This is a genomic window from Brachyspira sp. SAP_772, assembly GCF_009755885.1.
Classification (GTDB): domain Bacteria; phylum Spirochaetota; class Brachyspiria; order Brachyspirales; family Brachyspiraceae; genus Brachyspira.
This window is the reverse complement of sequence record NZ_VYIX01000373.1, coordinates 1-521: the sequence shown is the minus strand read 5'-3', so window position 1 is coordinate 521 and position 521 is coordinate 1. Positions and strand designations below refer to the sequence as shown.

Below are 521 nucleotides of genomic sequence, written 5' to 3'. Positions count from 1 at the left end.
AATTTTTTCTTTAGTTTCTTTTTTTATATATCCGCCGTTAAAGTATCTTGATATTGTAGTTTTTGTAACACCAGCAAGTTCTGCTATTTCTTTCATTGTTATTTTTTTGTTTTCAGTTTTCATCATTAGAACTCTTATTCTGTATTTTTAGAGAGTATATATCTTTTATATTAAAAATCAAATATGCAACTTTATTTTTTGTAAATTTTTTTTAATTATAGTTGACAGTATATWAAAATATGATAAAATAATATGTAACCGATTACATATATATTAGGATTTTTATTATGGCTATWAATTATAAAAAAACCGCTGAAGAAATTATTAGAGTAGTAAATAAAGAAAACATCATATCTGCTGCTTTCTGTGCTACTAGATTAAGATTAATAGTAAAAGACAGAGAGAGCATAAAAGATTCTGATGTTCAAAAGATAGATGGTGTTAAGGGAGTATTTTTTAATTCTGGACAGTATCAGATAATATTAGGAACTGGGGTTGTAAATAAAGTTTATGCTGAGGTT

The 521-nt window shown here is 24.7% G+C and carries 2 protein-coding genes; one reads left to right on the top strand and one right to left on the bottom strand.

The genetic code is table 11. The features are described from left to right. On the bottom strand, positions 1-126 hold a 126-nt coding region (locus GQX97_RS14585; protein WP_157152384.1), incomplete at its 3' end, for a LacI family DNA-binding transcriptional regulator. Between the two features lie 161 nt (positions 127-287). Here GQX97_RS14585 and GQX97_RS14580 point away from each other — a divergent pair. After that, positions 288-521, top strand: a 234-nt coding sequence (locus tag GQX97_RS14580; RefSeq protein ID WP_198391287.1) for a glucose PTS transporter subunit EIIB, incomplete at its 3' end; no start/stop codon positions are given.